Origin of the sequence: Amycolatopsis anabasis (assembly GCF_009765355.1) — a bacterium.
GTDB classification, from domain to species: Bacteria; Actinomycetota; Actinomycetes; order Mycobacteriales; family Pseudonocardiaceae; genus Amycolatopsis; species Amycolatopsis anabasis.
In genome coordinates this window covers 129,273-152,900 of sequence record NZ_VTHK01000010.1, presented here as the reverse complement: position 1 = coordinate 152,900, position 23,628 = coordinate 129,273, and the positions used below count along the sequence as shown (strand labels likewise).

The 23,628-nt window shown below is 71.7% G+C and carries 18 protein-coding genes and 1 pseudogene; 5 read left to right on the top strand and 14 right to left on the bottom strand.

The window, feature by feature from the left end:
- A pseudogene (locus FXO23_RS51570) lies at nucleotides 1-189 on the bottom strand (hypothetical protein); the annotation flags it as partial.
- Nucleotides 190-413: 224 nt separating this feature from the next.
- Here FXO23_RS51570 and FXO23_RS15815 point away from each other — a divergent pair.
- Nucleotides 414-1,439: a neutral zinc metallopeptidase gene (locus FXO23_RS15815; RefSeq protein ID WP_158885454.1), complete on the top strand. Its 1,026-nt coding sequence runs from the start codon at nucleotides 414-416 to the stop codon at nucleotides 1,437-1,439.
- A gap of 5 nt (nucleotides 1,440-1,444) precedes the next feature.
- Here FXO23_RS15815 and FXO23_RS15810 read toward each other — a convergent pair whose 3' ends face one another.
- The 6 genes from FXO23_RS15810 to FXO23_RS15785 form a co-directional block, all read right to left on the bottom strand.
- Nucleotides 1,445-2,182 (bottom strand): AfsR/SARP family transcriptional regulator, encoded by a 738-nt coding sequence (locus tag FXO23_RS15810; RefSeq protein WP_158885452.1) that lies wholly within the window; start codon nucleotides 2,180-2,182, stop codon nucleotides 1,445-1,447.
- A gap of 86 nt (nucleotides 2,183-2,268) precedes the next feature.
- A complete protein-coding gene (locus tag FXO23_RS15805; protein ID WP_246257303.1) occupies nucleotides 2,269-2,730 on the bottom strand; it encodes a hypothetical protein in 462 nt (153 codons plus the stop codon).
- A gap of 61 nt (nucleotides 2,731-2,791) precedes the next feature.
- Nucleotides 2,792-3,874, bottom strand: coding sequence for a potassium channel family protein (locus FXO23_RS15800; RefSeq protein WP_158885617.1), 1,083 nt, complete (start codon nucleotides 3,872-3,874; stop codon nucleotides 2,792-2,794).
- Between the two features lie 94 nt (nucleotides 3,875-3,968).
- Complete coding sequence (locus FXO23_RS15795; RefSeq protein WP_158885450.1) at nucleotides 3,969-5,441, bottom strand: hypothetical protein; 1,473 nt, start codon at nucleotides 5,439-5,441, stop codon at nucleotides 3,969-3,971.
- A 210-nt stretch (nucleotides 5,442-5,651) separates the two neighbouring features.
- A complete protein-coding gene (locus FXO23_RS15790; protein WP_158885448.1) occupies nucleotides 5,652-8,984 on the bottom strand; it encodes an ATP-dependent helicase in 3,333 nt (1,110 codons plus the stop codon).
- On the bottom strand, nucleotides 8,981-12,211 hold the full coding sequence (locus FXO23_RS15785) for an ATP-dependent helicase (protein ID WP_158885446.1): 3,231 nt from the start codon (nucleotides 12,209-12,211) through the stop codon (nucleotides 8,981-8,983). The genes FXO23_RS15790 and FXO23_RS15785 overlap by 4 nt, the downstream gene beginning before the upstream one ends.
- 84 nt (nucleotides 12,212-12,295) lie before the next feature.
- Here FXO23_RS15785 and FXO23_RS15780 point away from each other — a divergent pair, with 84 nt between their 5' ends.
- Nucleotides 12,296-12,619, top strand: coding sequence for an MGMT family protein (locus FXO23_RS15780; RefSeq protein WP_158885444.1), 324 nt, complete (start codon nucleotides 12,296-12,298; stop codon nucleotides 12,617-12,619).
- A 47-nt stretch (nucleotides 12,620-12,666) separates the two neighbouring features.
- Nucleotides 12,667-13,527: a siderophore-interacting protein gene (locus FXO23_RS15775; protein ID WP_158885442.1), complete on the top strand. Its 861-nt coding sequence runs from the start codon at nucleotides 12,667-12,669 to the stop codon at nucleotides 13,525-13,527.
- 6 nt (nucleotides 13,528-13,533) lie between these two features.
- On the opposite strand, the gene FXO23_RS15770 is transcribed toward FXO23_RS15775, so the two are convergent.
- Together FXO23_RS15770 and FXO23_RS15765 are read right to left on the bottom strand one after the other, a co-directional pair.
- Complete coding sequence (locus FXO23_RS15770) at nucleotides 13,534-14,343, bottom strand: uroporphyrinogen-III synthase (protein WP_158885440.1); 810 nt, start codon at nucleotides 14,341-14,343, stop codon at nucleotides 13,534-13,536.
- The gene (locus FXO23_RS15765; RefSeq protein WP_158885438.1) at nucleotides 14,336-15,310 is read right to left on the bottom strand and encodes a helix-turn-helix transcriptional regulator; all 975 of its coding nucleotides are present in this window, start codon (nucleotides 15,308-15,310) and stop codon (nucleotides 14,336-14,338) included. Before FXO23_RS15765 ends, FXO23_RS15770 begins: the two co-directional genes overlap by 8 nt.
- 81 nt (nucleotides 15,311-15,391) lie before the next feature.
- Here FXO23_RS15765 and FXO23_RS15760 point away from each other — a divergent pair, with 81 nt between their 5' ends.
- Complete coding sequence (locus FXO23_RS15760) at nucleotides 15,392-15,793, top strand: DUF3224 domain-containing protein (RefSeq protein WP_158885436.1); 402 nt, start codon at nucleotides 15,392-15,394, stop codon at nucleotides 15,791-15,793.
- A 10-nt stretch (nucleotides 15,794-15,803) separates the two neighbouring features.
- Entirely contained in the window at nucleotides 15,804-16,925 is a 1,122-nt protein-coding gene (locus FXO23_RS15755; protein ID WP_158885434.1) for a DNA glycosylase AlkZ-like family protein, read from the top strand.
- Nucleotides 16,926-17,788: 863 nt separating this feature from the next.
- Here the strand turns inward: FXO23_RS15755 and FXO23_RS15750 are convergent.
- The 5 genes from FXO23_RS15750 to nirB all read right to left on the bottom strand — a co-directional run bounded on the left by FXO23_RS15750 (nucleotide 17,789) and on the right by nirB (nucleotide 23,538).
- The gene (locus FXO23_RS15750) at nucleotides 17,789-18,802 is read right to left on the bottom strand and encodes a metallophosphoesterase family protein (protein ID WP_246257302.1); all 1,014 of its coding nucleotides are present in this window, start codon (nucleotides 18,800-18,802) and stop codon (nucleotides 17,789-17,791) included.
- A gap of 92 nt (nucleotides 18,803-18,894) precedes the next feature.
- On the bottom strand, nucleotides 18,895-19,569 hold the full coding sequence (locus tag FXO23_RS15745; protein WP_158885432.1) for a sirohydrochlorin chelatase: 675 nt from the start codon (nucleotides 19,567-19,569) through the stop codon (nucleotides 18,895-18,897).
- Nucleotides 19,566-20,684: a uroporphyrinogen-III synthase gene (locus FXO23_RS15740; RefSeq protein WP_158885430.1), complete on the bottom strand. Its 1,119-nt coding sequence runs from the start codon at nucleotides 20,682-20,684 to the stop codon at nucleotides 19,566-19,568. Before FXO23_RS15740 ends, FXO23_RS15745 begins: the two co-directional genes overlap by 4 nt.
- The gene (gene nirD / locus FXO23_RS15735) at nucleotides 20,681-21,025 is read right to left on the bottom strand and encodes a nitrite reductase small subunit NirD (protein WP_158885428.1); all 345 of its coding nucleotides are present in this window, start codon (nucleotides 21,023-21,025) and stop codon (nucleotides 20,681-20,683) included. Before nirD ends, FXO23_RS15740 begins: the two co-directional genes overlap by 4 nt.
- Nucleotides 21,022-23,538 (bottom strand): nitrite reductase large subunit NirB, encoded by a 2,517-nt coding sequence (nirB, locus tag FXO23_RS15730; protein ID WP_158885426.1) that lies wholly within the window; start codon nucleotides 23,536-23,538, stop codon nucleotides 21,022-21,024. The genes nirD and nirB overlap by 4 nt, the downstream gene beginning before the upstream one ends.
- Nucleotides 23,539-23,628 lie beyond the last annotated feature (90 nt).

Below are 23,628 nucleotides of genomic sequence, written 5' to 3'. Positions count from 1 at the left end.
CTGCGGTGGTTCCGCCCGGCCCGGCTGCTGCGGTGGTTCCGCCCGGCCCGGCTGCTGCGGTGGTTCCGCCCGGCCCGGCTGTGCGGCCTGGTCCTGCGGTTGCCCGGCCTCGGGCGGGTTTGGCTGCGTGCCGTCCGGTTTCGGTTCCCGATCCGGATCGGGAGCCGCCCAGCCTCCCGTTTCAGTCATCGACACTCCCCGGTCGTCCTATCGGAATCGTGCACACTCTTGCAGAGCGGACATCGTTCGGCTACCAGCGGGGAGGGGTGTCGGACAGCCGGTGATCTTCGGCGTACACCCTCGCGCCGGGCGGCCCGCTCGTTATGCTGTGACCATGCCGTGACAAGGCGGCCTTACGGCCCGCGCCAGCCGGGTGGCGCGGCGGCCGTGCCACACGACCCGGGAAAGCACCGATGACGCAACCGCCGCCGGGCCCCTCCGCCCCGCTGCCTCCGCCCTCCGGGCGATCGGGCGGCAGTCACCGGGCGCCGCCGGCCCGGACGGCGCGCCCCCTGCTGACCCTCACCCTCGGCGCGGTCGCCGTCCTGCTCGCCGGGCTCGTCGTCTACGTCGCGGTGACCCAGGGCCGCGAAGCCCCTTCGCCCACCTCCGGGCAGCAGGGCGATCCGGCCGCCGCGGCACCGGCGCCCGGGCCGACCAGCGGCGGGAACGGCGCCGGCGCGGCGTCGCCGACCGCGGAGCCCGGTCCGTCCGACGACCAGAAGATCCTCAAACTCGCCGACCACCCGATCCTGCAGGATCCCGACGCGGGCCTGAAGAACCTGGCCTGCGACCTGCCGACCTGGCGCAGCAACCAGCAGGGCGCCGAGGCGTTCTTCAGCGCCGCCAGCCGGTGCCTGGACCGGGCCTGGGGCCCGTTCCTGCAGTACTACCACCTCCCGTTCACCCCGCCCGCGCTGCATTTCCCCACCGGGGCGAGCTTCCAGACCGACTGCGGCACGATCAAGGTCGGCATCGCGACCGCCGCGTACTACTGCGAGAACAACCTGTACGTCCCGTTCCGGGGCCTGCAGACCGATCAGTACGGCGACAACCCCGGGGTGTACCTCGCGCTGTTCGCGCACGAGTACGGGCACCACGTCCAGGAGGTCGCCGGGCTGATGGACGCCGCGTGGGAGCGGATCTACGCGGTCGGCCAGAACAGCGAGGCCGGGCTGGAAATGGCGCGGCGCAAGGAACTCCAGGCGCAGTGCTTCTCCGGGATGTTCCTCGGCGCGCACGTCGACCGCGGCGGCTCGATCACCCGGGACATGTACGCGAAGGCGTGGAAGGACCAGGAAACCCGCGGGGACAACACCTCGGGCAGCCACGACCACGGCACCAACGCGCACTACGCGGCGTGGTGGCGCACCGGCGCGCAGGACAACCGGATCGCGCGCTGCAACACCTTCGCCGCCCCCGGCGCCGAAGTTTCCTGAACTGTCTAAAGAGGACGGTTTCCGGCCAGGATGTCCTGGCGCAGCACGTGCAAGCGCAGGCTCGGCACGTCCCCGAGGTGCCGCCGCGCGCGGGTGAACGTGTCCAGCGCGTCGACCGGCCGGTCGCACCGGTGGAGCGCGATCATCAGCTGTGCCCAGAGTTCTTCCCGCAACGGGTGCTCGGTGACCAGCGAACGCAGGTACCCCAGGACGGCGTGCGATTCGCCCAGTTCGATGCGGGCGCTCGTGTACCGCTCGGCGATCGCCGCCCGCCGTTCCACCAGCACGGCCACCTCGGCCCGCAGCACCGCGCCGGGTTCCTCGCCGGTCAGCGGGACGCCCCGCCACAGCGCCAGCGCCTGACCGAACAGGGTCGCCGCGGCGGCGAGGTCGCGTTGCCCGAGCGCCGCCTCGCCCCGCGCGGCGAGGTCGGCGAAGGCGAGCAGGTCCAGCTCGCGGGGCCGCGCGGTGAGCCGGTACCCGCCGGGAACGGTGGTCAGCACGTCGCCGGATTCCCCCGCCGCGCGGAACTTCCGGCGCAGTTCGGCGATGCCGGTGCGCAGGTTCGACGTCGGCGCGACCGGCGGGGTGTCCCACACCGCGCGGGCGAGTCGCTCGATGGTCACGGCCGTGTTCGCGTGGAACAGCAGGGCGGCCAGCAGGGACCGCTGCCGCCGCCCGGTGAGCGGGATCCGCGTCCCGTCGCGCACTGCCTCCAGCGGACCGAGGAGCCGGAACTCCACACCGGTACTCCCTCCGCGCGCTGGTCATCGCCATTGTGACCGGGCCGGATGCCCGGCTCTAGCGCCACTCGGAGCATCCCGGGAGATCAGCCCGGGGCGAGGGCGCGAGGCCGCGGCCCGCGCACGACCAGGAACGCGTACATCCCGCCGCTGAAACAGCTCAACGCGACCAGCGCGAGCCCGACCGGCCGGCGCAGTTCGCCGTGGCCCTGGGACAGCCCGGCCAGGCTGACCGCCACCGGCCCGGCGCCCGCGTCGTCCGGCACCGCGACGCTCAGCCGCTCATCCTGCCCGTGCCCGCAGCCGTTGAGCGTGCCCTCCCGGGACTGCCCGGCCAGTTCGAACCGCACGGCCTCCTGGGCGCCGCCGTCCGTGCAGGGCACCGGGCGGGTCACCGTGGCCTCGACGACCGCGCCTTCGCTCCGCGTGCTCGTTCCGAACAGCCCTGGCCCGACCCACCAGGCGATCACCACGACCGCGACGCCGACCAGCGCGGCGATCGCTAGTACGTTCCAGCGCAGGTGCGCTGACGGAGACGTAGACGGCACACCGTCAATCGTTCCAGATACGCCCGGGTAAGCACAGGAGAGCGCCCATCCGGGCAAGGGCTCAGCTCTCCACGGTGTCGGCGCGGGTCACCTTGCGCACGTAGAGCAACCGGTCACCGGGTTCGATCGCGTCGGCCTGCGGGGAATCCACCCGGTACAGCGTGCCGTCGCGGACGATCCCCAGCACGATGTCGGGCAGGTGCCGCGGCGAACCGCCCTCCTCGGACGGCTCGACCACGCGCTCGGCGATCGCCAGGCCCGACTCCGGGGTGAGCAGGTCCTCGACCATGTCCACCACCAGCGGGGTCGAGGTGGCCATCCCGAGCAGGCGGCCGGCCGTCTCGCTGGAGATGACCACCTGGTTCGCGCCGGACTGCTTGAGCAGGTGGACGTTCTCCGCCTCGCGCACCGAGGCGACGATGTGCGCCTTGGGGGCCAGTTCGCGGGCGGTGAGCGTGACCAGGACCGCGGAATCGTCCCGGTTCGCCGCGACCACGACCGCCCGCGCGCGCTGCACCCCGGCCACCCGCAGGACGTCGGAGCGGGTCGCCGAACCGTGCACGGTGACCAGGCCCAGCGCGGTCGCCGCGTCGAGCGCCTGCTGGTCGGTGTCCACCACGACGATCCGGTTCGGCTCGAGGTTCTCGTCCCCGAGAAGGGTTTTCACCGCGGCGCGGCCCTTCGTGCCGAAACCGACGACCACCACGTGGTCTCGCACCTTGTGCCTCCACTTCTGGATCCGGAAAGCCTGCCTGGAGCGCTCGGTGAGCACCTCCAGTGTGGTGCCGACCAGCACGATCAGGAACAGCACCCGCAGCGGGGTGATCACGACGACGTTGATCAGCCGCGCCGACGCGGTCGCCGGGGCGATGTCGCCGTAACCGGTCGTGGACAGCGACACCGTGGCGTAGTAGAGGCTGTCGAGGAAGGACAGGCCGTCGCCGTTGGCATCGCGGTAGCCGTCCCGGTCCAGGTAGACGATCAGCACGGTCGCCAGCAGGGCGAGCAGAGCGCCGATCACCCGGCGGACGATCGCCCGCAACGGGCTGACCGTGCCCTCCGGCATCCTGATCACGCCGACCAGTGTGTGGTCCGGTTGGTCGCTCAGCCGGTCGCCGAGCGGGAACCGCTTGATCCCCTTGATCATGCGACACCGGCGATCGGGTGCTCCGCGTCACTCACGCCGGGGATCGTAGACGAACATCACCCGCTCGGCGCAACGCCGTTCCGCCGGTGTTTCAGGACGTGCCCGGCCGGGGCGAGCACCCCGCGCGCAAGTCCTCGCAGCCGAGGCGGGTTCCGTCGGCCAGGTGGACGTCGAGCCGCGACCGGTAGTGGTAGGAGAAGAGGTTGCCGTCGTGGTCCGGGTCCACGGCCCGGGTGGCCGGATCGTCCCGCCACCGGTCGGTCAGCAGCCGCGCGTCGGCCCCGGGATCCCGCTTGAGGTACTTGTCGAACCACGCGACGGTGTAGTCCGCCGACAGGTCGATTCCGCGCAGCGACGCGCCGGGCGCCGGGAGCGGGACGAAGAACTGTTCGAGGTGGGTCCCGCCGCGGATGGTGATGTTGCCGGTGTCCACTCCGGCCGCCGAGTACGCCCGCGACGACCGTGCCTTGAAGCCCGGATCGGGCGGGGTGAGATACGGCGTCGGCGTCAGCAGGTAGTCGCCGTTGATGCCGAGCGCGGGTTTGCGCAGCACCGGCTGCGGGCCCGGTGGCGCGCTGAAGCACTCCGGGTCGAAACCGTACGCGACCGCCGGGGTGGGCAGGCCGGGCAGGAGATCGGGCCCGCGGCGGAGGAACGCGGGGAGTTCGTCCGGTGCGGGTTGCACCGGGGTGCACAGCGAATCCCAGGCCACCACCGCGTCCAGGCGCGGATCGCTCTGCCCCAGGTAACTCGCGGCGATCGCGCCGAACGAGTGCCCGGTGACCCCGAGGCTGCCCGGATCCACCAGCCGCCACAACGGGTTGTACGCGGAATTCAACCCCGCGGCGACCCGGCGGCTCTGCTTGCCCGCGTGGCTGGTGCCGGAGGTCCGGCTGGCCCGTGGCACGTACGGACTGTCCGGTGTGGACAGAAAGAAGTCGAGCGCGTCCGTGCCGCCGTCGTAGAACGGCAGCCCGTCCCCGAGCACCGGCAATCCGGCCCGCGAACCCTCCAGGACGTCGGGCGCCTCGCCGAACTGGTCGGAGTCCCCTTCCCCTTGCACGTCGAAGGTGAGCACCACGTACCCGGCCTCGGCCAGTGCCCGCGCCGCCCACCAGTACGCCCGCTCGAACCCCGCGATCGAGCCGTTGATGACCAGCACCCCCGGTCGTTTCGCCGCACCCGCCCGGGCCGCCCACACGTGCCCGGAAAGCGTCGCGCCGCTGCGGGCGGTGAACAGCACGGGCTCGACTCGCCCGTCCCAGTCGTACAACCGCACGTCGCCCTCGCAGACGGGCGTGATCGTGCAGAAGTTCGGATCGGGGTTGCGTTCCGGATCGCGCACGCGGAGCGCGAGCCGCTCGGCGGTGTGCCGGGCGACCTCGGCCGCGTACCGCGCGGCGAAAGCCGGATCGGCCAGCACCGCGGCGCGCTGCCCGGAGATCGTCAGGTTACGTACCTCCCTGCCGGGATCCGCACCGGCGGCGGCAGCGGGCGAGCCCGACGACATCAGCAGAACTATCCCGAAAAGCGCGAGCGCCATTGCCCGTGACCGCGGTGTCATGCGAGCAGCATACATAGATACAGCCCTGCATGTATCTAACCCAATAGGGTCGGTCCCGGACATTCAGCGCTCGGTCCCGCGACTGGCAACGCTCCGGCAGCTTGCCCGGGCAAGTATGGAGTTCGGCGACCGGAGTGCGGAACTCGGACGACCGGAACGGGGGACACGCGCGACCGGAACGGGGAACTCGCGGGCAGCCGGGATTCGCGGTCAGATCGCGGGGATGCTCCGCAGCAGGTCGCGCAGGCCCTCGGCGTCGAGCAGGTCCACCGGGCGCAGGGTGTGGTCCTGGCGCACGTAGTGGAACGCGGCCCGGACCTTCTCCACCGGGACACCGGCCAGCGCCGCCCAGGCCAGCCGGTACGCCGCGAGCTGGACCGAGAGCGGGGCCAGCTTGTCCTCGTCCGGCACCGACCCGGTCTTCCAGTCGACCACGGTCCAGCCGCCGTCCGGATCGGCGAACACCGCGTCCATCCGGCCGCGCACGGTCACCCCGTCCACATCGGTCGAGAACGGCACCTCCACCTCGTGCGGCATCCGGTTCGCCCATGCACTGGCCTCGAACGCCGCCTGCAGCGCCTCGAGTTCGCCGTCGGGCGGCGCGGCGGTGTCCGCGGCGCCCGGGAGGTCCTCGATCTCCAGCAGCCGCTCGCCGCCGAACCGGCGTTCCAGCCAGCCGTGGAACGCGGTCCCCCGGCGCGCGTAGGTGTTGGGTTCCACCGGCAGCGGGCGACGCAGGCGCCCGGCGAGCCGCTCCGGATCGGCGGCCAGATCGACCAGCTGGCTCACCGAAAGCTGCGCGGGAAGCACGACCTGCTCGGTTTTCTCCCGGGCTCCCGTCCACTCGGCGAGCAGCACCTCGGTGTCCGCGAGCCAGCCGTCCGGATCTTCCTCGTCGTCCGGCTCCCCGTCCGGGGTCTCGCCGCTCTCCAGGGCGGCCAGTTCTCCGGCCACCAGGTCGATCCCCTCGGTGACCTCCCAGCGGCGTTCCCCGAGCGGGTCGTACGGCCAGGTGGCCGAACGCGAGTCGGTGACCAACGGGTTCTCGGCGTCGGCGTCGGGCTCGTCGGTCCACACGTCGATCCGGCCGATCGGCGTTTCCCGTTCCTCGCGCAGGATTTCGGCGATTTCGGTGAGGAACTCCGACGGCCCCTTCGGTTTCGCGCTCGACTCGTTCCACCAGTGCCCGGACACCACCAGCGCGTGCTCGGACCGGGTCAGCGCGACATAGCAGAGCCGCCGCTCCTCCTCGGCCTCCCGTTCGGCGAACCCCTCCTCGTGCAGCTGGAGTCCCTCGTCGATTTCCTTGCGGTCGTATCCCTCGGCCACCCGCAGCTTCGGCAGGTCCTCGGCGTCCCCGCGCAGCGCGGCGGGCAGATCGGTGACCGTGCGCAGCCACGACGAGGACCGCCGCTTGCTCGGGAACACCTCGCGCACCAGATGCGGCACCGCGACGACCCGCCATTCCAGCCCCTTCGCGGAGTGCACGGTGAGCACCTGCACCCGGTCCGGCACCACCTCGACCTCACCCGGGGTGAGCCCGTCCTCCGCGTGCGACGCGGTGGCCAGGTAGTCCATGAAGGACATCAGGCTCGCGGTGGGCGAGGTCTCCGCGAAATCGGTGACCACATCGGCGAAGGCGTCCAGATGCGCCCGCCCGGCGCCGCCCGGCCGGGCCAGGGATTCGACGTCGAGCAGCATGGTCCGTTCGACATCGGCGACCAGTTCGGGCAGCGACTGGTCCAGCCGCCTCCGCAGGGCCGCCAGTTCGGTGGCCACCCGCCGGATCCGGCGATACCCCTCCGCGGAGTACTGCGCCGGGTCGCCGGGATCGTCGATCGCGTCCACCAGCCCGGTCTGCTCGGCGCGCTCGGCGAACAACGCCGGATCGTCCACCGTGGCGCCTTCCGCGCGCGGCGGGCTGGCCAGCGTCATGGCCCGGCGCCACAGGGCGGCGAGATCGGCGGCCGCCAGCCGCCAGCGCGCACCGGTGAGCAGCCGGGCGACCGCGGTGCCGGCGAGCGGATCGGCGAGCACGCGCAGGGTCGCCACCAGATCGGCGACCTCGGGTTCGTCGAGCAGGCCGCCGAGCCCGACGACCTCGACCGGCAGCCCCCGGGCGCGCAGGGCGGCCGCGATCGGCGCCATATCGGCCCGGCGCCGGACCAGCACCGCCGCGGTGGGCGGGGTGCCGGTGGCCTCCTGTTCGCCGAACCACCGCCGGGCCACGGCGTCGGCCACCCATTCCCGCTCGGCCCGGATATCGGGCAGCAGGCCGCAGTCGATGTCCGCGGGTCCGGCCCCTTCCCGCGCACGCAACCGCTCGACGCCGAGCCCCCGGGCCCGCAGCGGTTCGGCGATCGCGTTGGCCAGTTCCAGCACCTCGGGCGGGTTCCGGAAGCTGGTGAGCAACCCGTACTCCGCCGCCGGTTCGAGTTTCTTGGCGCGCTTGCGGGGAAAGTCGGTGGTGAACCGTGGCAGGTTGGCCGCGCTCGCGCCACGCCACCCGTAGATCGCCTGCGCCGGGTCGCCGACCGCGGTCACCGGAAGCGCGGGCTTCTGCCCACCACCGAACAACGCTCGCAGCAGCACGCGCTGGGCGTGCCCGGTGTCCTGGTACTCGTCGAGCAGGACCGCGCCGTACCGCTCGCGCTCGCCCGCCACGACTTCCGGGTGGCCGGAGGCGAGCTGGGCGGCCAGCGACATCTGGTCGGCGAAGTCCAGCGCACCCTCGGCCCGTTTGCGCTGCTGGTAGCCCTCGATCAGCGGGATCAGCTCGAGCCGGAACCGCTGCGCGGTGACGATGTCGACAAGTCGCTGCGGCAACGCCTCGCGCTGCCCCTTGGCCCGGGGCGCGCTTTCGATCACCCGGCACAGCCAGCGGGTGTACTCCGCCAGCTCACCCGCCTCCACCAGGTGCTCGCCGAGTTCACCGGCCAGGGCGAGCACCTGCGCGGTGACCGAGGCGGGCACCCGGTCGGTCTCCAAGTCACCGTCCCATGTGGACACCACGCGATGCGCGAGCTGCCAGGACGAGGTCTCCGACAACAACCGCGCGCCCGGCTGCACCGGCAACCGCAACCCGTGTTCGCCGAGGAGCCGCCCCGCGTAGGCGTGGTAGGTGAGCACGGTCGGCTCCCCCGCCAGCACCGCCGCCCGGCGCTGCCCGCCGGGATCGATCCGGTCCAGCAGCCCGGAACCGGCCAGCCGCCGCAGCCTCGCGCGAACCCGTTCGGCGAGCTGGCGGGCGGCCTTGCGGGTGAAGGTCAGGCCCAGGATCCGTTCCGGGGTGACGATTCCGTTGGCCACCAGCCAGACCACCCGGGCGGCCATGGTCTCGGTCTTGCCGGCCCCGGCGCCGGCCACCACCAGCGACGGTTCGGTGGGCGCGGCGATCACCGCGGCCTGTTCCGGGGTGGGCGGGTGCAGGCCGAGCGCGACCGCGATCTCGGCGGGGGTGGTCCGCTCCTCGTCGCCCGGCTGAGAACGTGCGGACGTACTCGGGCCACCGGGCCGGGAAAGGGCAGGGCTGTGCTCGGTCATGGTCCCGTCACCTGCCGGCCTTCGGGGCGCAGCGGGCAGGAGCCGCGAGCCGGGCAGCGATCGCAGTCGGAGTTCTCGTGCGCCTGGTACTCCGGCCCGGACGCCGAGGTGGCCACCTTGTGCACCAGTTCCAGCCAGCGCTTCCCGCTGTCGTCGTCCAGCGGTTCCTGCTGGCGCTGGGTGGCGCCGGTGCGGATATGCGATTTGGCCACGTAGACGAGCTTCGCCCCGCCCGGCTTCCGCCCGTCCTTGACCGCCCCGAGCAGCACCGCGAGCTGGTACGCGGCGAGCTGGGGGTGCGCTTCCGCGTCGGCGGCGCTGACCGGCACCTTGCTGGTCTTGATGTCGATGATCACCGGGCGCCCGTGCTCGTCGGCCTCCAGCCGGTCGATCCGCCCGCGCAACCGGACCCGCAGTTCGTTCTCGCCCGAGGGCAGTTCGACCTCGACGTCCTGTTCGATGCCCAGCTGGGTCAGCTCGGACCGGCTGCGTTCCAGCCAGGCGACGAAGTTGCGGATCATCTGCTCGACCCGGCGGCGCTCCCGGCGGGAGTACCACGGCGCCCCGGCGTCCACCCGGGACCACGCCTCGTCGAGCGCCTCGCGCAGCTGCTGGTCGTCGTGCCCGGTGGCGGCGGCCTGCGCCAGCCCGTGCACCAGCGTCCCGGTGATCGCGGCGAGCTGAGCCGGATCCGTGCCGCCGTGCCGCTCGATCAGCCAGCGCAGCGGGCATTTCGCCAGAACGTCCACAGTGGATGGTGAGATCCTGATGACCTCGCCCGCCGAGTGCAGCGGCTCCGCGGAGGACTCCGGCTGGACGCCGTACCAGGTATCGGGATGCGCGCCGGGCACCCCGGCCGCGGCCAGCCGCGCCAGCTGGCGCGCCGCGCGCCGCCGCCGCTCCGGATCGGCCCGGCCGTCGCAGGACACCCGCCGCAGCTCGCCGACCAGCTCGGCGAGCACCAGCGAACGGCCCGGCGGCTTCACCCGGGCGTCCGCGGTGGACTCGTCGGTGTGCTCGGCGAGGTCGTCGAGGAACCGCGAAGGCTGCTCGTCCTCCCCCGCCACCGCGCTGACCAGCAGCACGCGGCGGGCCCGGCTGGCCGCGAGGTAGAACAGCCGCCGCTCCTCGGCCAGCAGCGGCGCGGTCGCGGAGATGTTGTCGCCGTCCACTCCGGACAGCAGGTCGACCAGCCGTTCCACGCCGAGCAGCGAGCCGCGCAGCCGCAGGTCCGGCCAGCTGCCCTCCTGCACCCCGGCGATCGCCACGACCGTCCACTCGCGACCGGCGGCGCCGTGCGCGGTGAGCAGCGAGACGCCCTCGCCCCGGGCCGCGACCGGAGCCAGGCTGTCGCCCGCGATCTGCTGGGACGAAAGGTATTCCGCGAATCCGGCGACGCTCGCCTTGGGCAGCCGGTCGACGTAGCTGCCCGCCGCGTGGAACAGCGCGACGATCGCGTCGAGGTCGCGATCGGCCTGCTGGCCGAGCGAGCCGCCGCGCCTGGCCAGCCGCAGCAGCCTGTCCTGCAAGCCGCTGTCCTTCCACAGATCCCAGAGGACCTGCTCGACCCCGGCGCCGCGGGAGATCGACCGGTGCGCGGCCTCGATCAGCTCGGCCACCCGGCGGATCGGCGCCGCCTCCGCCTCGGCCAGGGCGGACAGCAGATCGTTACCGCGCAACACTTCCAGCAGCAGTTCGTCGCTGGAGCGCTGGCCGCCACCGGCCAGTTCGAGGCGGCGCAGCCCGCGCCGCATCCGGCGCAGGGCCAGCGGATCCGCCCCGCCGAGCGGCGAGGACAGCAGTTCCTCGGCGACGTCGACGGTCCACAGCGACGGGTCCGCGGCGACCCGCAGCGCGGTGAGCAGGGGCCGCACCCCGGGCTGCTGGGCGAGCGGCAGATCCTCCGAGGCCGTGGCGATCGGCACCCCGGCGGCCCGCAAGGCCCGCTGCAGCACCGGAAACGACTGCCCCGGCGACCGCACCAGCACGCTCATCTCCGACCACGGGATCCCGTCCACCAGATGCGCCCGCCGCAACTGGTCGGCGACCCAGCTCGCCTCGGCCGAGGTGGTGGGCAGCAGCCGCACCTTGACCGCGCCCGGCTCGGCCCCGCCGACGTCGATCAGGTCGCGGTGCTTGGCCACCCCGGACAGGGTGCCCGCGAGCCGGGTGACCGCCGCGTGCACCGCGGGCGCCATCCGGTGCGCCACCCGCAGCACGACCGTGTGCTCGTCACCGGGGTCCGCGTCCGCGAGCGCCATCGGATCCGCGCCGCGGAAGGAGAACACCGACTGGTCCGGATCGCCGGCGACCACGAACTCCTTGGCGCTCGACCCGAGCCGCCGGAGCAACCGGAACTGCAGCGGGTCCAGGTGCTGGGCGTCGTCGACGAACACGTGCCGGATCCGCTGCTGCTCCCGGGCGAGCAGATCGGGGTCGGAGTCGAGCGCGAGCAACGCGGAGGTGACCAGTTCCGCCGCGTCCAGCGCGGGCGCACCGGGCAGGCCCAGCGCGTTGCCGCCCGCGCCGTGCAGCAGGTTGACTTCCTCGTACTGCCGCCAGAACCGGCCGGCGGCGACCCATTCCTCGCGGTGTTTGCGCCGCCCGACCTTGATCAGATCCTCCGGCCCGAGGCCGCGTTCGGCCGCGCGCAGGATCAGATCGCGCAGTTCCTCGGCGAATCCGGAGACGGCGAGCGCGGGACGCAGCCGCTCCGGCCAGTACTCGGCGCCGTCCTCGAGGTCGCCCTTGAGCAGCTCGCGCACCACCACGTCCTGCTCGGGCCCGGACAGCAGCCGCGGCGGCGGCATCCCTTCGGCACTGGCCTGCAACCGGAGCAGGGCGAAGGCGTAGGAGTGCACGGTGCGCACCATCGGCTCGCGGATGGTGCGCCCGGTGTGCCCGGGATCGGCGGTGAGGCGGCGGGTGATGTCCACGCGCAGCGCGTCGGCCGAGCGCCGCGAGGTGGTGAGCACGAGCAGCCGCTCCGGGTCGACGCCGTCCTCGCGGATCCGGCCGGCGGCGGCGGTGGCGATGAGCGTGGTCTTCCCGGTGCCGGGCCCGCCGAGCACGCGCACGAACCCCTGTGGCGCGCGCAGCACTCGGCGCGCGCCGTCCTCCCAGTCCTGTCCGGGAGGGGACGGCACGATCCGGCGCACCAGCTGTGCGCTCGCCCGAGTCGACCTCTGTCCGCTCACGATCGCAAGGAAACCACGCTGACCCGACATAGCCGAGGACCGGCATGCATGAAGGGAACATTGAGGTCCCCCAGTGTCGCAAAGGAGTCCTTCGGGGCAGTGCATAGTGAGCGTATGGACGATGAACTGCACGAGCGGGTGCGGGAGGTCATCGCCGGGGTGCCCGCCGGAAAGGTCGCGACCTACGGCGACATCGCGGCGATCGCGGGCGCGCCGTCGCCCCGCCTGGTCGGCCGGATCCTCGCCGAGGACGGCCACGATCTGCCCTGGCACCGGATCCTGCGCGCCAACGGCACGCCCGCGCCCCACCTCCAGCACGAGCAACTCGAGCGGCTGCGCGCGGAGGGCGTCCTCGCCGACGGTGAGCGGGTGAACCTGCGCGTCTACCGGTGGCGGTCGCCACAGGAGGAGGAAGAAGCCGAAGCTGGCCTCTTCTAGGGTAGATAGGTTAGCCTCGCCTAATTAGCAGTGAAGGGGGCGAGCACATGACCGCGACATCGGAGACCCGGCAGACGCTGGGGTACAACCTGGTCCAGGTGGCGAGGGTCCGCGAGCTGACCCCGCACATGGTGCGGATCACCCTGGCCGGCGAGCAGGTCCGCGAGTTCGTGAACGGCGGCCCGGACGCGTACATCAAGGTTTTCTTCCCGCTCAGCGGCCAGGAGCGGCCGGTGCTCCCGCCGCACGAGGAAGACCGGCTGTCCTGGTACCGCCGCTACCTGGCGATGCCGGACGACGTGCGGCCGCCGATGCGGACCTACACCGTGCGCGCGCACCGGCCGGAACAGGCCGAACTCGACGTCGATTTCGTGGTGCACGGGGACACCGGACCGGCGACCCGGTGGGCGCAGGCGGCGAAACCCGGGGACGAGGTGGCGTTCATCGGGCCGGGCGGCCTGTACGCCGTGCCCGAGGGCACCGAATGGCAGCTGCTGGTCGGCGACGAAACCGCGGTGCCCGCGATCGCCGGGATCCTCGAAGGGCTGCCGGACGGCCAGCCCGCGCAGGTCTGGATCGAACTCGACGACCCGGCCGACAAGCAGCAGTTCGAGACCCGCGGCCGCGCCGAGGTGCACTGGATCGTCCGGGGATCGCGCGGCTATGGCGAGGCCGTGCTGGACGCGGTCCGCGCCGCCGAGTTCCCGGACGGGCAGCCGTATGCCTGGCTCGCCGGGGAGGCCGGGCTGGTCAAGTTCGCGCGGCGGCACCTGGTGCGCGAACGCGGGATCGACAAGCGCGCCATCACGTTCACCGGGTACTGGCGCCAGGGCGTCTCCGAGGAGCAGGAGAGCCGGGAGAGCATGCGCAAGATCGAGGCGGGAGAGCCCCTCGTCGACGAGGACTGACCGGGCTCACCGGCCCAGTTCGGCGGCCAGCAGTTTGACCAGCGCGCCCAGGCGCTGCCGCGCGGGCTGCCGGGTCGGCACGCCGAGCTCGGCCAGCGGCGCGGCGGTGACCGGCCCGACGCAGGCGCACACCACGTGCTCGCGCCGGAGCGCGGCCACGAACTCCTCGTAGCGGCCGTGTTCGCACGCCATCCGGAGCAGGTTCGCCGCCGCCGGCGCGCTGGTGAACGCCAGCGCGTCCACCCGCCCGGCGAGGACCCCGTCGATCAGGCGGTACACCCGGTCCGGTTCGGCGGGCGGCAGCCACCGGTACGGCTGCACCTCGACGACCCGGGCACCCGCGGCCCGCAACGGCTCCACGAACTCCGGCAACGGTCCCCCGTGCAGTTGGACCGCGATCCGGCGACCGTCCACACCGGACTCATGCAGGTGCTCGAAGAGCGCGCGGTTGCTCTCGTCCGGCGCGGACCAGCCCTCGCGGAGCCCGGCCCCGCGGACGGCGCCGGTGGACTTGGGCCCGCGGGTGCACACCCGGGAACCGGCGAGCGAGGTCACCAGCCGGTCGCGCAGTCCCCAGCCCTCGGCCGCCTCCAGCCAGCCCCGGAAACCCTGGCCGGTGGTGACCGCCGTGAGATCCACGTCCCCGGCGAGCACCTCCTCGGTCGCCGCGCGCAGGCGTTCGTCGTCCGGCAAGGGGACGATCCGCAGGGCGGGCGCGTGCCAGACGGTCGCGCCGTTGCGCTCCAGGGCGCCGATGAACTCCTCCGCGCGGCGTTCGGCGGTCACCCCGATCGTCACTCCGGTCAGTTCAGCCATAGTGGGCGCCCATCTTCCTGATCGCTTCGGCGACCTGTTCGCGCAGGTCGGCGGGTTCGAGGACCTGCAGGTGCGGCCCGAACCGCAGCAACTCGCCGAGCGCCGGTTCGCCGGGTTCCACCGGCAGCTCGACGCTCAACCAGCCGCCGGAGTCCGGTTCGGCGGCGGCTTCGGCCTCGCGCACGGCGCGTGCTCCGACCGCGCCCAGGTAGAACGGTACGAGGGCCCGGGCGCGCGGTGACATCCGCACCACCGCAACGCGCGGATACATCCGCTGCTCGAACCCCTCGGACCACTCCCGCCAGTACTCGGCCAGGTCGAACTCCGGCGGCCGTTCGAAGGTCTCGCCGAGTTCGGTGAGCTCGAGGATCCGGGACACCCGGTAGGTCCGGTCGCTGCCGTCGCAGCGCGCGGCGAGATACCAGTTGCCCGCCTTGAGGATCAGCCCGAGCGGATCGAGAACGCGGTCCACCTCGCGATTGCCCCAGCGCCGGTACCGGACTCGCAGCCGCCGCGACTGCCAGACGCTGTCGGCGATCACCGACAGCCACGGCAGGCTTTCGATGCCCCGGTGCCAGCCGGGGACGTCGAGGTAGAAGCGCTCGGCGACCTTCCCGGCCCGGCTGCGCAGCTCGGCGGGCAGCGCGGCGTAGAGCTTGAGCTGGGCCGCGGCCAGCACGGTGCCCAGGCCGAGCTCGGCCGCCGCGCCGGGGAGCCCGGCCAGCGGCAGCGACTGCGCCTCCTGCTCGGTCAGCCCGGTCAGCCGCGTGCGGTAGCCGTCGACGAGCTGGTAGCCGCCGGTCCGGCCGCGGTCCGCGTACACCGGCACCCCGGCGGCGGACAACGCCTCGATGTCCCGGTACACCGTGCGCACCGACACCTCGAGCTCCTCGGCCAGTTCGTCGGCCGTCATCCGGCCGCGGTTCTGCAGCAGCAACAGCACCGACAGCAGCCTGCTCGCTCGCATGCTTCGAGTATCGCGCATAAAACCTGACACGACCTGACAGGTATGTGCGGCAGGCTGTGGTCACCGACGAGAGGAGCTGCCATGTCCGAGAACACGTTCGTCCCGCTCAGCTGGGACGAGAAGATCGTCAGCGGCGAGGAGGGCACGCCGCGCTTCGCCTACGCGCACGCGACCATGCGGTATTCCGGGGTGATCGAGGGCGAGTCGGTGAGCGATTCGCTGCTCTACTACGCCGGGGAGGGCTACGACGGCGGCGGGACGACCTCGCCCGGCCTGGAGCGGATCACCGGCAGCGTCGCCGGTCGCAAGGGCAGCTTCGTGATCCGGCACGAGGTGGGTTTCGATCCGCGGGGAATCGAGGGGACGTGGACCGTGGTGCCCGGTTCGGGTACCGGCGAGTTGCGCGGCCTGACCGGTTCGGGTGGGATTTCCGGCGCGGCAGGCGCGGAGGCGATGTCCTACACGTTCGAGTATTCGTTCTAGAGGAGGCGCGATGCTGGAGGTCGATCGCAGGCAGGTGATGGCTTACCGCGTCGCGGCGCACGGCCTGCATCGCACGGAATCCGATCCGGCGGAACTCGCCGTGTTCGATCTCGGGGTCCAGGACAACCAGCGGGACTCGGTGGCCCTCGCGCTCGCGGCCCGGCTGCGGGGCGAGGTCACCGCCGAGTCCTTTGTGGACGATCCTCGGTTCGTTCTCGCGTGGACGCACCGGGGTGCGCCGCACGTGCACCGGGCAGGCGAGCTGGCCGAAGTCGTCCGGGCGCTGATCCCGCTCAGCGAAGCCGACGCCATGGCGCGGATGACCTGGCAGCGCAAGCAGGTCACCGCCGCGGGTATGCCGGCGACCGAGGCGCTGTTCACCGCGGCCCGCGCGATCCGCGAGGTGGTGACCGAACCGATGACCAAGGGGGCGGTCAGCGCCGCGGTCACCAAGATCATCCCGGCCGGGCTGTCCTTCTGGTGCCGGGGCTGCCAGGCCACGCACATCCTCGAACAGCTGATGCGCGTGGCCGCCCCGCATGCGGGCGTCCGGCTGGTCGCCGGGGCGGCCCCGGCGACCCTCGCACCGATCGAGGGGCGGGGCCGGATGGTGACCAGCCCGGACGTTCCGGCCGCGACCCGGGTGGTGGCGGCGTACCTCGCCCTGCACGGTCCGGCGACGACCGCCGAAGCGGCGGGTTTCGCGGGCACCACGAAAACGGTCGTCGCCGGGATGTGGCCGGACGACCTCGCCGAGGTGCGGGTGGACGGCCGGGCCGCGTTCCTGCCCGCGTCCCGGTTGCCGCTGCTGGAGAACCCGCCCGAACCGGCGCCCGCGCGCCTGTTGCCGCCGTGGGATCCGTTCCTGCAGGCGCGGGACCGGGAATCGCTGGTGCCGGACAAGGCGGCACGGAAGGAGGTGTGGAAGATCCTGGGTAACCCCGGCGTCATGCTCGCCGACGGCGAGGTCGCCGGAACCTGGCGCACCAAGTCGAGCGGGAAACGCCTCGACTTCACCCTCAGTCCATTCTGGACACTCCCGCCGCCGATTCGCGCCTCCCTGGAAGCGGAGGCCGAACGAGCCGCGGCGACCCGGGGCTTCCCGGACGTGCGGATCACCTGGGGGTCGTGAGCGGAGTTCGTGCCCGTGCCGCACAGCTATTCGCGCGTTCGGCTGCACCAGACACGTCTCAGTTTCCTGGAAGGGTCCACAGGTCAACACTAGGCATCGTGAAGTCGATCTCGCATAGTCAAGTACGTGTCATCAACTTCCTCCGAAAGAAGCAACCAAGAAAGGTTAAGCACTCGACATCGCACGGGAAAGCTCGTCAGGTGGTTCCTGGTTCCACTTCTGACCGTAGGGTCGTGATGTTTAAGATTTCGGGGCGGCATACAGGCTACATGAGAGGAACCGAATGGTTCACTTCACATGCACATAGCATAAATGGGATGCAACGGACCGGCCTGGCGAACGATTGCTACTTCGGATTTGTGAAAGTGCCAGGCTACAAATGGTTCCGCACTAGACCGCCAGCCTGCGTTCGTTAGTATTCCAATCAAAAGAAACCGCCCGCCCTTCAGGGGAAACCATGAAGGGCGGGCAGTACTGCTTGCAATGCCCACCTTATTGTTCAGTGTCACGACCGCCTAAGCCTGGTCGTCGTCGACCTGTATCGCCGCAAGCTCAGATCCGGACATCCGGTCAACGGCGACCGGGGTCATATCCGGCCTTAAACGAGGATCAGTGAAACGGTGTTGCGATGGGCATACCAGGACCGAATTCAAAAGCACGGTAAATGGACCATCGGCGGCACACCGCGGGCACACGATGGACTCCATCGCTCCGTCCCCAGAATCGAAGGAGATTCCCGACACCCTCCCCGCAATCGGCGGCTCGTCATTCAAAGGTACACGGTTTTCTCCCATGCTTATCATTGTACGCGATAATGCGCGGTAAGCGTGATGTCGGGTGATCTGAAGTGAGATCCAGCCCGCTCACGACCCCGGGGTGTGCAGGGGGACGGTGATCTGCTTCAGCCAGGTGCCGGTGGTGAAATCGCGGGCCTTGATCACGACCGTGCGGCGCGAGACCTCGACCTGGAGGCCCTGGTTGAACGCGCCGCCGAGGGACACCTCGCCGCCCTTGCCGTCGTCGCGCCAGCCGACTTGCACGGCGGCGGTGTTGACCACGGTGAAGCCTTCGAGGTTGCCGGTGCCCGGCACGACCCGGCGCACCACCCAGTCGGACAGGGTGAGGTCCCAGTGCGTGTGCCCGGAGAACAGGAACACGTCCGGGTAGCGGCCGAGGATCGACAGCAGCCGGTCGGGTTGCAGGTAGTCGGACAGGTAGAGCTTGTTGTGCGTGCCGGAAACCGTGTTCGGCAACGGGTGGTGGGTCAGCACCATCACCGGTTTGCGCCAGCTGGCCCAGAACTTCAGCCGCTGCTCGAGCCAGGTGAACTGCTGGTCGCTGATCCACACCTCGTCCCAGAGCTTCGGGTCGTGGTACTTGGCGTAGCGCTCGGTGCCGAGGCAGAGCACCGGAATCCCGCCGAACGACGTTTCGGTGTAAACCGTGTTGCGGCCCGCGAAGTGGAAGAAGCTGCGGAAGAGCGAGTCCTCCGTGGTGCCGTTGGGCCAGGTCTCCTGGGCGAGGGTGTCCGGGTCCCGCCACTTCGGCACGTAGAACTCGTGGTTGCCGATCGCCCAGGCGACCTCGCGCGGGTGCGGGTGCTGGTCCAGGGTCGCGCGCACCTGGGCGTACTCGAAGTCGTAGCCGCGCGGCGTGATGTCGCCCGCGATGCCGAGCCCGGCGCTGCCCGGGTTGATCGCGTGCAGATCGTCGAGCGCGCGGCCGAAATCGGCGAGGTCGCCCTGGATGTCGCTGAGGACGTTGAACCGCACGACCGGTCCGGTCGCTCCCCAGTCCGGCCGCGCCTGGGCCTGCCCCGGCAGCAACGCCGCCCCCGCCGCGCCCCCGGCGGCCACCATGAACGCCCTGCGATCCATAACCCGAACACTCCTCACGTCTCGCGTACCAAGCGAACGTAAGCGAGCGATCATGACCGGCCGCTGTCGCGCACGTGTACGGCAGCCGACGATCAGGCGGCGGCGAGGCGGGTGCGGGCTTCGACGTAGCGGCGGACGATCAGGTCGGCCACGCCCGGATGGGTGCCCAGCGGTTCGGCGATGGCGTCGGCGCCGCAGTCGCGCACCCGTTGCTGGAACAGGCCCGGGGCGAGCAGCCAGGAGGCGACCGCGACCCGGGAATGACGGGCCCGGACCTCGGCGACCGCGTCGGCGACCGACGGGCTCGCCGTGGCGGCGTAGCCGACCCGGACGGCGGCGCCGAGCCGGGTGCTCAGCGCGTAGGCGGCGTCGTGCACGTCGACCAGGGCCCGCCGGTCGCTCGAGCCCGCCGCCGCGAGGACCACGCCGTCGCCCGGCCGGTAGCCCGCGGCGAGCAACCGGTCCCGCATCGCGCGCACGAGTTCCGGCGCGGGGCCGAAGGAATCGGCCAGCGTCACCGCGCGGTGCCCGCTCGCCTCGATCTGCGCGGGGATGTCCGTGCGCACGTGGTACCCGGCGGCCAGGAAGGCCGGGAGCACCACGACCGGTTCGGCCACCGACCGCAGCACGGTCGTCACGTCCGGGTCCCGCACATCGGCGTAGGCGATCCGCACCCGCACGCCAGCCGACCGCACCCGCTGGGCCAGTTCCTCGATCACCACGGGCCCGGCCGGATCGCGGGTCCCGTGCGCCACCAGGACGATCATGTGTACTCCCGTTCCACCGCGAGCCGGTAGCCGCGCTTCACCACGGTCTGCACCATCCGCCCCTCTCCCAGGGACGTCCGCAACCTCCCGATCGCCGTCTCCACCGCGTGTTCCTCCCCGCCGCTGGGCAGCGCCGAGGTCAGTTCCCGCCGGGACACCACGCGACCCGGTTCGGTGGCCAGCGCGCGCAGGACCGCCATCGGCGCCGGGGCCACCTCGCACAACTGACCGTCCACAAGGGCCGCCTGGCCGCGCAGTTCGATCTGCCGCCCCGCCGCGCGGATCCGGGGCGACCGCTCCTCGAGCGCCTGCGACACCGTCCGGGCGAGCGCGCCGATGCGCGCGCGTTCCGGCTGCACCACGGGAATGCCCAGCGCCGCCAGCGGTCCCGCGCAGATCGGGCCGACGCAGGCCACCAGCACCCGTTGCGTCATCGCGTTCACCAGGGCGGCGAGCCGCCCGGTCCGCTTGGCCACGGCCAGCGTGCTGGCCGCCGCCGGCGCGCTGGTGAACGGCATCGCGTCGATCGCCCCCTCCAGCACGGCGTCCAGCAACCGGTCCAGCGGCCCGGGATCGGCCGGGCCCACCCAGCGGTACACCGGGACCTCGATCACCTCCGCGCCCGCCGAGCGCAGCGAGTCGACGAAGTACGGCAGCGGTTCCCCATGCAGCTGCACGGCGATCCGCTGACCCTCCACACCGGACTCCAGCAGGTGCTGCAGCACTTCGGCGTTGCTCTCCGAACGCGGTGAGTACACTTCGGACAGTCCCGCAGCGCGGACCGCGCCCTTGGCCTTCGGCCCCCGGGTGAGCACCGCGGTCCGGCCCAGCCGGGTCAGCAGCTCGTCCCCCAGTCCCCAGCCCTCGGCCGCCTCGATCCAGCCGCGGAAACCGATCCCGGTGGTCGCGACCACCACGTCGATCGGCCCGCTCAGCAACCGTTTCGTCGCCGCGTACAGCTCGGTGTCATCGGCCAGCGGCACGATCCGGATCGCCGGTCCATAACGGACGGTCGCCCCCTTGCGCACCAGCAGCGCGCCGAGTTCGTCGGCCCGGCGCGCCGCGGTGATCCCCACCGCGAAACCCGCGAGTGGCAGGACGGCCGTATCGGTCATGGCGACCCCACGTGCACAATGCCGTCGGCCACCCGCACCGGGTAGCTCGTGATCTCGACCTCGGCGTCGTCCAGGCAGGCGCCGGTACGCAGGTCGAACCGCTCCTTGTAGATCGGCGACGCGACCGTCGGGACTCCCCCGGTGTCGCCGACGATCCCGCGCGCCAGCACCGCCGCCCCGCTGAAGGGATCCATATTGGACAGTGCGTAGAACTCGCCGTCCCCGGCCAGGAAGATCGCCACCTGGATGTCCCCGGGCAGCAGCGCGGCCACGCCGCTGCCCGGCAGCACGGCTTCCACCGGGCACACCGGAGTCCAGGTCAGTTCGGCCATCGCGGTCATCGGGAAACCACCTCCGGAACCCCCAGCATCACGGGTACCTTCTGCTCACGTTCCATCCGGAACGAGATCGTGGGATCGGGCGTGCCGGGCGCGTTCACGAACGAGGTGAACCGGGCCAGCTTCTCCGGATCCTCCAGAACGCCACGCCATTCGTCGGCGTAGTTCGCGATGTGCTCGGCCATCGCGGCCTCCAGTTCGGCGCAGATGCCGAGGCTGTCGTCGACGATGACCTCGCGCAGATGGTCCAGGCCGCCGTCCAGTTCCTCGATCCACGGCGCGGTGCGCTGCAACCGGTCCGCGGTGCGCACGTAGAACATCAGGAACCGGTCGATGATCCGGATCAGCGTCTCGGTGTCCACATCGGACACCAGCAGCTGCGCATGCCGGGGCATCGTGCCGCCGTTCCCGCCGACGTAGAGGTTCCAGCCGTTCTCGGTGGCGATCACGCCGAAGTCCTTGCCGCGCGCCTCGGCGCATTCGCGGGCGCAGCCGGAAACGCCCGCCTTGAGCTTGTGCGGCGAGCGCAGCCCGCGGTACCGCAGTTCGAGTTCCACCGCGAGGCCGACGCTGTCCTGCACGCCGTACCGGCACCAGGTGGACCCGACGCACGACTTCACCGTGCGCAGCGCCTTGCCGTACGCGTGCCCGGATTCGAAACCGGCGTCCACCAGCCGCCGCCAGATGTGCGGGAGCTGGTCCACGGTCGCGCCGAACAGGTCGATCCGCTGGCCGCCGGTGATCTTGGTGTACAGCCCGAAGTCCTTCGCGACCTCGCCGATCGCGATCAGCTTCTCCGGGGTGATCTCGCCGCCGGGCACCCGCGGCACCACCGAATAGGTGCCGTTGCGCTGCATGTTGGCCAGGAACCGGTCGTTGGTGTCCTGCAGCGTCGCCTGCTCGCCGCCGAGGATGTGGCCGTTGCCCAGGGTCGCCAGGATGGACGCGATCGCCGGTTTGCAGATGGCGCAGCCGCTTCCGGTGCCGTGCTTGGCGATCACCTCGCTGAACGTGCCCAGCCGGGTGGCCCGGATGATCTCGAACAACTCCGCGCGCGAATGCGTGAAGTGCTCGCACAGCGCCTTGGACTGTTCGACGCCGCACGAGTCGAGCAGTTTGCTCAGCATCGGCACGCACGAACCGCAGGCCGTGCCCGCCCGGGTGCAGCCCTTGATCTTGGCGACCGAATCGCAGCCGCCGGAGACGATCGCGTCGGTGATGGCGCCCTTGCTCACCGCGTTGCAGGAGCAGATCTGCGCGCTGTCCGGCAGCGCGTCCACGCCGACCGCGTTCTCCCCGCTGCCCGCCGGGGCCAGGATCGCCCCGGGATCGGCGGGCAACGGCCGCCCGACGAGCGCGCGCAGCATGTTGTACTCGCTCGCGTCGCCGACCAGCACCCCGCCGAGCAGGGTGTGCGAATCGTCGGAGACCACGAGTTTCTTGTACGAACCGGCGACCGCGTCGTTGAACACGACCTCCAGCGCGCCTTCGGTTTTCGCGTGCGCGTCGCCGAAGCTGGCGACGTCCACGCCCATCAGCTTGAGCTTGGTGGAGGTGTCCGGTTCGGGGAAGGTCGCCTCGCCGCCGCCCGCGATCCGGGCCGCGGCCACCTCGGCCATCGCGTACCCGGGCGCCACGATCCCGTAGACCCGGCCCTCGACCGCGGCGACCTCGCCGATCGCGTAGATCGCCGGATCGCTGGTGCGGCAGGCGTTGTCGACCAGCACGCCGCCGCGCTCGCCGACGTCCAGCCCGCACGCGCGGGCCAGCTCGTCCCGGGGCCGCACGCCGGCGGAGAACACCACCAGGTCGAGGTCCAGTTCGGTGCCGTTGCCCAGTTTGGCGAGCAGGCGGTCGCCGTCGGCTTCGATCGAGTTCGTCGAGGTCCCGGTGTGCACGGTGACGTCGAGGGCGGTGATCAGGCGGCGCAGCAGGCCGCCGCCGCCCTCGTCCACCTGCAACGGCATCAGGCGCGGGCCCATCTCCACGACGTGCGGGGACAACCCCATGTCGCGCAAGGCTTTCGCCGCTTCCAGCCCGAGCAGCCCGCCGCCGACGACCATCGCCGCGCGGCGGCCGGTGCCGGACCGCTCGGCCGCCTCGCGGATCGCGTCCAGATCCTCGATCGTGCGGTACACGAAGCAGCCGGGCAGGTCGTGCCCCGGCACCGGCGGGACGAACGGGCGCGAACCGGTGGCCAGGACCAGGACGTCGTAGTCCTGGACGTGCCCGGCCGCCGTGGTGACCGTGCGCCGGTCGCGGTCCACCTCGACGGCCGGGTCGCCGAGCCGGAGTTCGACGTGCTCGTCGTTCGCGTAGTCCGCGCCGGGCAAGGCCAGTGCCGCCGGATCCCAACCGTCTACATAGGACGTCAGGGCGACCCGGTCGTAGGCCGGGCGCGCCTCCTCGGCGAGGACGACGATCCGCCACGCGCCCGCTTGGTCTTCGGCGCGGACCGCCTCCACCAGGCGGTGGGCGACCATGCCGTGTCCGACGACGACCAGCGTGCGACTCATCTGCGTCAACCTCCATCAACGGTTACGTCCCATGCTCACCAGCGCTCGTGTCACGCCTGCTTCCGCGCTATTTCGCCGGTGTTACCAAGA

Coding starts and splice junctions, on each gene's coding strand:
- FXO23_RS15815 (WP_158885454.1), top strand. CDS start 414: ATGACGCAACCGCCGCCGGGCCCCTCCGCCCCGCTGCCTCCGCCCTCC.
- FXO23_RS15795 (WP_158885450.1), bottom strand. CDS start 5,441: ATGACACCGCGGTCACGGGCAATGGCGCTCGCGCTTTTCGGGATAGTT.
- FXO23_RS15790 (WP_158885448.1), bottom strand. CDS start 8,984: ATGACCGAGCACAGCCCTGCCCTTTCCCGGCCCGGTGGCCCGAGTACG.
- FXO23_RS15785 (WP_158885446.1), bottom strand. CDS start 12,211: ATGTCGGGTCAGCGTGGTTTCCTTGCGATCGTGAGCGGACAGAGGTCG.
- FXO23_RS15780 (WP_158885444.1), top strand. CDS start 12,296: ATGGACGATGAACTGCACGAGCGGGTGCGGGAGGTCATCGCCGGGGTG.
- FXO23_RS15775 (WP_158885442.1), top strand. CDS start 12,667: ATGACCGCGACATCGGAGACCCGGCAGACGCTGGGGTACAACCTGGTC.
- FXO23_RS15770 (WP_158885440.1), bottom strand. CDS start 14,343: ATGGCTGAACTGACCGGAGTGACGATCGGGGTGACCGCCGAACGCCGC.
- FXO23_RS15765 (WP_158885438.1), bottom strand. CDS start 15,310: ATGCGAGCGAGCAGGCTGCTGTCGGTGCTGTTGCTGCTGCAGAACCGC.
- FXO23_RS15760 (WP_158885436.1), top strand. CDS start 15,392: ATGTCCGAGAACACGTTCGTCCCGCTCAGCTGGGACGAGAAGATCGTC.
- FXO23_RS15755 (WP_158885434.1), top strand. CDS start 15,804: ATGCTGGAGGTCGATCGCAGGCAGGTGATGGCTTACCGCGTCGCGGCG.
- FXO23_RS15750 (WP_246257302.1), bottom strand. CDS start 18,802: ATGGATCGCAGGGCGTTCATGGTGGCCGCCGGGGGCGCGGCGGGGGCG.
- FXO23_RS15745 (WP_158885432.1), bottom strand. CDS start 19,569: ATGATCGTCCTGGTGGCGCACGGGACCCGCGATCCGGCCGGGCCCGTG.
- FXO23_RS15740 (WP_158885430.1), bottom strand. CDS start 20,684: ATGACCGATACGGCCGTCCTGCCACTCGCGGGTTTCGCGGTGGGGATC.
- nirD (WP_158885428.1), bottom strand. CDS start 21,025: ATGACCGCGATGGCCGAACTGACCTGGACTCCGGTGTGCCCGGTGGAA.
- nirB (WP_158885426.1), bottom strand. CDS start 23,538: ATGAGTCGCACGCTGGTCGTCGTCGGACACGGCATGGTCGCCCACCGC.